The organism is SAR202 cluster bacterium (assembly GCA_009392515.1).
GTDB lineage: Bacteria > Chloroflexota > Dehalococcoidia > Lucifugimonadales > UBA6952 > UBA6952.
This window is the reverse complement of sequence record VFGE01000011.1, coordinates 22,630-30,609: the sequence shown is the minus strand read 5'-3', so window position 1 is coordinate 30,609 and position 7,980 is coordinate 22,630. Positions and strand designations below refer to the sequence as shown.

Sequence of the window (7,980 nt, the reverse complement as noted above, 5' to 3'; positions counted from 1 at the left end):
CCTATAACTGTATATGAGAATAATATAGCATTTACTGCTTTTAATAGTGAATAGGGGATGGCCCAGGTTTCCCATGTTGATGGATCTAGGAAATCTATATTTTTGTAAATTGATAAATATATTACAAAAAAGAAAACACTTACTATTAAGTATTGAAGCCAATATTTTTTCATGAAATCAAGTAATTTTGTGTTTTTATACAAACCGTAGCCGAAGGCGAAAAATAAAGCACTTAAAATTGGATTTTCTATCAAATCAAAACCTGTCCAGATACCAATTAATGTTAATAGTATTATAAGTGGTATTGGATATTGAGATTGAAAAATTTTAAATTTAGCTACCCATGAAAAAATATTAAAATAACTTAATAAATATCCTATAAAAGTTAATCTTACTCGTTTTAATACAGAATTTGCAGATATACATATAAATGAGAAGAAAACAAAAAATATAAGATGGAATAAAAACCAAAGATGCCAAGGTCCACCTTCTAGGGTGAAAAAATAGGATGAATTTTTCCCCCAACCATATGTCCATATCCAGGGAATACTTGCTCCCATTATGGGCGTGAAAATTAATAGGGGTAATCCAATACGTTTAAGTCGATTTTTCCACCAATAATTCCAGGAATATCTATCGATCACAAGTTTTGCAAAAAAACCAGCAAGAATAAAAAACAAGGGCATTCTCCAGATATGAATAAATTCAAAAATCACATTTATTGATTCAGAAGAATGTTTATCAGTGGGCCAGATAGATATAGGCATTCCTACCATAAAAGGTAATGCTGCGTGTAATACAATTCCCAAGAGCATTGCAATACCACGTAATGCATCTAATCCATGGTATCGTCTATGTTGGTTTTCCATCGGTTAAGTATACTATTGAGTTATTAGGTTAACATATCAACGACAAGCCCTGTCATGATCTTGGCTCCATTTATAAGGCTTTTAATTCCTACAGACTCGTTAGTGCCATGAATAAAACTAAGCATAGGGTCATCATCAGGATGTGCCCCAGAAAAACCGTAGGTAATTGTACCAGTAGGTCTAAGAAATCTGGAATCTGTAAAACCTGTACTTATAGCTGGAACATACTGAATATTGTCATCACCAACCGCTAATGATGTAGCTCGTTTTAAACTTTCCATTAAAGGGGTTTCAAACTTAGATTCGTTTGAAAGAGCCATATTGTCGATTTCATATCTAACATTTGGTATTCCTTCAAACATTTTATCAAGTTCATTTCTTAAATAAGTTTCATTTTGGGTAGGTAGTGTACGAACATCACAGGTTAGTCGAATTGATTCAGGCACACTGTTTGATTTTATTCCACCTGAAAGCATTGTAGGAGTTACAGTCATTCTTGATAATGCTTTCATACGTGAAGCGAGTCTAGGACTATCTTCTTCTACTTCTGAAATAATACTATCAATATTGCTCGCCATAGGTTTATGCTCAATTGCAAGTAATGAAAGATATTCAAAAAAGTTTGTTGAAGTATCTCTTTCGGGTTCATAATTTTCGATACGTTCAAGAACTTGTCTCAATAAATATGATGCATTTTCACCTTGCCAGGGAGTAGATGCATGAGCACTGCTTCCTTTGACATCTATTTCTATTTGAAGCCTGCCTTTTTCACCAACACCGACAGCATATGTGGTGTTACTTTTGGTTTGTATTGCTTCTCCTCCACCTTCATTAACAGCGTAGGGGGAACTAATTTTCTCTAAGTGATTTTCAACAAGCCAGCCAAATCCATATCTACCACCATGTTCTTCATCGGCACCTGAAGCGAGTACTAAGTTGTCATTTAATTGAATACCGGATTCTTTGATAATTTTCATAGCAAATAGTTGGCATGCCAAAAGTCCCTTACAGTCAGAGGATCCTCTACCATAAATCCGTCCATTTGCTCGTTTTGCACTAAATGGTTCATATTCCCATTTATCGATATCTTCAACAGGAACTACATCGGTGTGTGACATGAAAAGGAGTCCATTTGTTTTGGATTTGCCTTCGATACTTGCAATAATATTGCCTCTATCTGGGTCTCTAGCAAGGATTTCTGATTCAATCCCTTGTTTTTTTAACCAATCTTTTACGAAATTACATACTGCAGTTTCATTTCCTGTTGGCATAAAACCTGTATTAACAGAAGGTATTTTTACCAATTCTTGATGCAAAGAAATTAAATCTTCTCGCTGCTCATCTATCTTATTCATTAAAGACTGAATATCCATAGCCTATCCTTTGTATGTGGTAGTGTTTTCTGTTACAGGCCCAAAGAAGACATTAGATCGAACGCCTTCCAAAGCACCTATTTGACTGTTATCTATAAATAGATTTACACCTGGCCCGTAATTCTCAATGTAATGCGTGAATACTGCTTTTTCAGCAGCTTCGAACATAATATTTCTTAAACCGAGTGCATTGATAAACTTTGTTACAATACCTGTATTCCATAATTCTTTATCAATAGATCCTTCAGCACTACCGCCTTTTGTTCCAATATAACTGTTTTCTGTAATACCCTCTGATTCCATCATAATAAGATATGCGCCAGCTTCTAGATATTTTGCCGCTTTAGCTACAGCCCAATCTGCATCACCACCATATCCACTAGATCTCATGACTCCAACTTCTGGTTTTGGTTTTAATCCATATTCTTTAACTTTTTTAATTACCCGTATAATATCTTCATAATCAATGGATATTTTATTTTCTGATATTTCTACAATATCAAATCCAAGTTCAACACATTCTTTTAAATATAAATCTAAATGTTCATCAGGCCCTTTAAGGACTCTTTCAGTGAAGCCTCCGGTAGATACCATAACATCATATTTATGACATAAATCAATCATTTCTTTTACAACATCACGAGGAATCAACCTGTAAGTTCCTCCAACAAATTTGAATGAATCAACATAATATCCATAGAGTTTGAATATATCTTCCATATAATTAGGACCAACAGGCCAAAGACTATTGGGGCCTCGTATTTCAGTAATTCCGCTTGTCCTTGGTTTTGCTCCTCTGTCATTTACTGGAAAAAAGTTAAACGCTCTGTCGTCATCAAATTTTTTATTAACCATCTATTTTTCCTTTCGAAAAGTAAGTTAGGGTAGTGGGTATTATTAATGGTACCCCAGGTGGGACTCGAACCCACGACACACGGATTAGAAGTCCGATGCTCTGATCCACTGAGCTACTGGGGCTTAGTTGAATATTAGCCATTTTACCTATGAATGTAAGAAAAAACAACTTGAGAGAAGAATAATTTATTAAATTTAGCAGTACAATGAAGTGATTAAATTAAAGGGAGGTACATAATGCCACAAAAAGAAATAATAGAACTCGACATGGAAAGATCTAATCCGAATTTATCTGCTGCTACTAAGTTTGGTGACTTAGTATTTGTTTCAGGTCAAACTGGAACACATCCAGAGACTGGTGAATTAGGAAAAGATATAAGAGAACAAACTAGTTACACCATTGAAAGGATTAAAGTCATATTAGAGAAGGCGGGGACATCTCTCGATAATGTACTTTCTGCAACGACTTATCTGACTAAAAGAGAAGATTTAGCAGAATATAATGACGTTTATGGAGAATACTTTACAAATAACAAACCTGCTAGAGCAACAGTAGAAGTAATGCTTAATAGAGAAGAACTTTTAGTAGAAATTATGGTTATTGCTTGTATTCCTTCCTAATTAATAAAATTTGTGTTTTTTATATATAAATTAAAAACTAAATTAAACAGAATATACAATTTAATTTACTATCAGGAGTTTTTTATAGGTTAATGATTTATTGAAAAATCGCACAATCATTTATTTCATTTGTCTAGACAGTACTTTTTAATTATTGGTATAATTTTATATGTAATTTTTATAAACTTTAGATAGGTTGGTGAATATTTTATGGTATCTTTTTTAACCCACAATTTTTTTAAATTACTCCTAATTCTTACTTTTTCGATCACATTTATTGCATGTGACCCTGAAGAAGAAGACCCCAATGAGAATATGAATTTCCCAGAAACTAATTCTTCATATAATTCCGAAGCTACTACAGCATCGACGTCTGATACATCATCTACATCTTCAGCTTCTTCTGGTGCTGGAGAATTAGTTAAAGTAGGCCAGAAAGAAAATCCATATATATTTGAACCAGAAACTTATGACTGGACTTTAAATAAAACATATACCCTTGAATTTACCGACGTAAATGAATTCCATACATTTAATGTTGATGAATTAGGTATAGAAGTTTATGTCAATGCCGGAGAAACTGTAACGCAAGATGTTACTCCTAGTGTAGCAGGTAGTTTTAAATTATATTGTGTTCCTCACGAATCTTTAGGTATGGTGGGAACAATAAACGTTGCCTAGTTTATATAGGTCTAAGTATAAAAAGGATGGAGAACTATGCAATTAACATGCTTGCAAGAAAACTTAAGTAGGGCATTAGCATTAGTTGGAAGAGGTGTCGCGACGCGAACAACCTTGCCTGTTACCCAAAATATACTTATATCTACAGATTCTGGTAGACTAAAACTTACTGCCACCAATTTAGAAATAGCTATTACCACCTGGATCGGTGCTTCAATTGAAACTGAAGGTGAAGTTACTATTCCAGCTAGGCTTTTTTCTGATTTTGTAAATTCATTACCTTCTGGAGAGGTAACTATAAAATTTACCGATTCTCCATTAGGTGTTGAATTACATTCTGGAAAGTTTGAATGCCGTATTTTAGGAGTCTCGGCCGAAGAATTTCCTCCTATTCCTACTGTTGATGGGGATGTTCTTGTTTCTATACCAGCAGCTACATTACGTAAGTCAATAAATCAAGTGGCTTTTGCAGCTGCTACTGAGGATTCTCGGCCAGTTTTAACTGGGGTGCAGATTGAAATTCAATCCAATCAACTTACTTTTGCCGCTGCTGATGGATTCCGATTAGCTGTACATAAATCTTCTATAGAATCGGGTCTTTCAGAATCGATTGATTTCATTGTTCCTTCTAGAACACTTCGCGAGCTTGAACGCATTATTACTGACGTTCAAACTGATGTGCAAATGAGTATAACCCCTACAAAAAATCAAGTTCTTTTTAAATCTGGTGATATAGAACTAACATCTCAACTCCTTGCTGGTTCATTCCCAAATTACAACCAATTGATACCTCAAAATTATAGCACTAGAGCTATAGTTGATGCGAATGAATTTTCTAGAGCTACTCGATCAGCATCTATTTTTGCGAGAGATGGTAGTGGAATTGTTAGACTACAAGTCACTCCAGGATCTGGTGAAGAAGATAAATTAATTGTTTCTGCTAGAGCAGAAGAACTTGGTGATAATACTGGGGAAATTAGTGCACAAACAGAAGGTGACGAATCTAAAATAGCCTTTAGTTCGAAATACTTAACCGATGTTTTAAATATATTAGGGTCCGATAAAGTAGTGCTAGAAACCACCAGCCCTTCTAGTCCTGGTGTTTTTAAATCAGTAGGTGATGAGTCTTATATTCATGTAATTATGCCAATGTTTGTGCAATGGTAATTTAAGGAATCAAGACTGCGGTTTCCCATCCTGTACCAGTGATGAATCCTTCATACTTGAGTCCATTTATAATTCTTTTATTTAATGTCCCAGTGACCAAGTTTTCAACATTAGAGGCTTGATTTAATAACCCATTAGTATATGGAACAATTTCAGTAGTATCTTTTTCTAAAAGGTGATTATAGATACTATAAAGCTCACTTGAATTTAGATAAGTTGCATTAGTTTGTAGTATTTTGTTTTTATATTCTGAAAATTCGGGATCAAATAATAATATTAGCCATAAGAGGTATTTAGCTCGTTCATGATTCCCTTTTCCTTCTGTAGTAACATTTTTTAAGTCATTACCCCAATTAAATAAATACTCATCTATATTGTATTGCTTTTGACCAGTATTTACTGAAAGATTTGATGGAATACCTGTTGTATTCAGTTCAGTGTATTCACCTATAGCCCTTACAATAGATGCTTGCATTAAAAATGCTAATGCTTCTGTGAAGTCTATTCTGTCAGAATATATTTGGCCTGGTCTAAGAAGTGTTTGTCTGGCATGTCCTACTTCATGTGCTAGAGTATCAATCACTTCTGTAACTGTTCCATTTCTATCAGCTATAAATTGGATTTGTGTGTTTTTTTGTTCACAACAATATCCTGAAGCAATATCTTCAACATCAGAAGGCCATTTTTCTTTTGGCAATACGGACGGAATAAAATGTAATGGAGACTCTCCTGTTACTAACCAATAGCCAGTATTAAAAATAGTATTTATTTCATCTAAATAGTCTTGGGTGGTGGTGGTTGCTTCCATTTTCCCAGTATTTATATCTAGTGAAAATGAATTTGAAGTTGAATAAGCACGTGGATTTTCTTCATAAATTACTGAAAGTATATCTTTCATTTCTGAAGAAGATAAAGGAATAAACTTAGGTATTGCTGTTTGGTCAGCTCTAACAACAACAACCATTGGTGTTGGGGTGGGTGAAGGTAAAGGAGTTGGAGTGGCAGTAGGGGTCGGAGTTGGAGTGGCAGTAGGGGTCGGAGTTGGAGTGGCAGTAGGGGCCGGAGTTGGAGTGGCAGTAGGGGTCGGAGTTGGAGTAGCAGTCGGAGTTGGAACCAATGTGGGAGTAGGGGTTGGGGTAGATAATATTGCGAGACGAACTGCTTCATCTAATCTGGTTTGAACTGTAGCTTCTATATCAGGCATAGATTTTGGTACAGATTGATTAGAATTACACGATACTGAAATTAATGACAGAATAAATAGTAAAACTATGAATTTAATACGTATGATTCTCATATATTAATCATATCAGAGTGTTATTAAGTTAGGTATTAACAATGATGATATAAGCGCATAATTAAAAGTTATTGTAAAAGATTGGCTAGTTCTTTTGCTGTTTCTATTTGCCATTCAGGATATTTGTTTCGGGTTCTTTTTCGAAGCTCACTCCTAATATCTTGTTCATCTGAATCTGGCATTTCTTTAATTATTTCATTTTCGATTATTTTACGTTCTTCATTAGCTTTACTTGAACGCTCTATCCAGTGACCAATATATTCAAGTTTATTAGTGAAGAATACACAGACAGGTATTGATCGATATTTCCCATCTTTAAGAAAAAGGTCAGATAGGTCTAAATTTTCATCCCGAGCGAATATTTTTATTTCTATATTACATTCAGATGCGATTTTTGCCATGATTGGCATACCTCTATAAACGTCCGGACACCAATCTTCTCCAATAACTAAAATTTTTAAAGGACCATTGTTTTTTTGAGCATTTACAAAAATATCTCTAATTTCATTTGGTAGATTAAAGTTTTGATAAAATTCTTCAAATCTTTCTTTATTAACATTAATTTTAGATAGGTATTCATTGTAATTCAGACCTGAATTATACCTATCAATGGTTATTACAGCATTTATATTAGTCATTGTGTACTTTTCCCCTTAAGTGGTCATAAAATTGTATTCTCGAGCATTTAGTATAGTCGAACTCGACTATTATTCAATTTCTCAGCCCATACTTCCATTAAATCCTACAGTTACAGTTTCATCTTCAATCATGATAGGAACTGTATCAGCGTAAGCTAGCGCTTCATCAAGCCATGCTTGATTTTTATCAACTTGCCTTTCTTCGTACTCTACATCCTTCTTTTTCAAGTCTAGTTTAAGCTGCATGCAAGTAGGGCATGTAGTTAAAGTATATAAGATACGCATAATATATCCCCCTTAAATCACTAATCAGACAGATTATATACAATAAATCTCAAAATTCATACCTTTTAGCAATATTTCAGCAAATTCCCAGATCTTAATAAGAATATTTAGGAGTAAGCAGCAGGTATATAGTAAAAACTTAGAATAATTTAGATAAAATTAGCAGAATTATAGTAATATAGTAGCAGAAAATA

At 34.1% G+C, this 7,980-nt stretch carries 9 protein-coding genes and 1 tRNA gene; 3 read left to right on the top strand and 7 right to left on the bottom strand.

From position 1 onward, the window contains the following. The 4 genes from FI695_00495 to FI695_00480 form a co-directional block, all read right to left on the bottom strand. Positions 1–869: hypothetical protein (locus tag FI695_00495; protein ID MQG50441.1), on the bottom strand; the 869-nt coding region annotated here is incomplete at its 3' end. Between the two features lie 23 nt (positions 870–892). Next, positions 893–2,242 (bottom strand): M20/M25/M40 family metallo-hydrolase, encoded by a 1,350-nt coding sequence (locus tag FI695_00490; GenBank protein MQG50440.1) that lies wholly within the window; start codon positions 2,240–2,242, stop codon positions 893–895. A gap of 3 nt (positions 2,243–2,245) precedes the next feature. Further along, complete coding sequence (locus FI695_00485; protein MQG50439.1) at positions 2,246–3,097, bottom strand: phosphosulfolactate synthase; 852 nt, start codon at positions 3,095–3,097, stop codon at positions 2,246–2,248. A 46-nt stretch (positions 3,098–3,143) separates the two neighbouring features. Beyond that, positions 3,144–3,220, bottom strand: a tRNA-Arg gene (locus tag FI695_00480). 114 nt (positions 3,221–3,334) lie between these two features. On the opposite strand from FI695_00480, the gene FI695_00475 reads away from it, so the two are divergent. The 3 genes from FI695_00475 to dnaN all read left to right on the top strand — a co-directional run bounded on the left by FI695_00475 (position 3,335) and on the right by dnaN (position 5,566). Then, the gene (locus tag FI695_00475; protein ID MQG50438.1) at positions 3,335–3,718 is read left to right on the top strand and encodes a RidA family protein; all 384 of its coding nucleotides are present in this window, start codon (positions 3,335–3,337) and stop codon (positions 3,716–3,718) included. Between the two features lie 210 nt (positions 3,719–3,928). Then, the gene (locus FI695_00470) at positions 3,929–4,399 is read left to right on the top strand and encodes a hypothetical protein (protein ID MQG50437.1); all 471 of its coding nucleotides are present in this window, start codon (positions 3,929–3,931) and stop codon (positions 4,397–4,399) included. Positions 4,400–4,435: 36 nt separating this feature from the next. Beyond that, entirely contained in the window at positions 4,436–5,566 is a 1,131-nt protein-coding gene (gene dnaN, locus FI695_00465; protein ID MQG50436.1) for a DNA polymerase III subunit beta, read from the top strand. Between the two features lies 1 nt (position 5,567). Here dnaN and FI695_00460 read toward each other — a convergent pair whose 3' ends face one another. The 3 genes from FI695_00460 to FI695_00450 form a co-directional block, all read right to left on the bottom strand. After that, on the bottom strand, positions 5,568–6,863 hold the full coding sequence (locus tag FI695_00460) for a hypothetical protein (protein MQG50435.1): 1,296 nt from the start codon (positions 6,861–6,863) through the stop codon (positions 5,568–5,570). A 68-nt stretch (positions 6,864–6,931) separates the two neighbouring features. After that, positions 6,932–7,501: a thioredoxin family protein gene (locus FI695_00455; protein ID MQG50434.1), complete on the bottom strand. Its 570-nt coding sequence runs from the start codon at positions 7,499–7,501 to the stop codon at positions 6,932–6,934. A gap of 81 nt (positions 7,502–7,582) precedes the next feature. Next, complete coding sequence (locus tag FI695_00450; protein ID MQG50433.1) at positions 7,583–7,786, bottom strand: glutaredoxin family protein; 204 nt, start codon at positions 7,784–7,786, stop codon at positions 7,583–7,585. Positions 7,787–7,980: the final 194 nt, after the last annotated feature.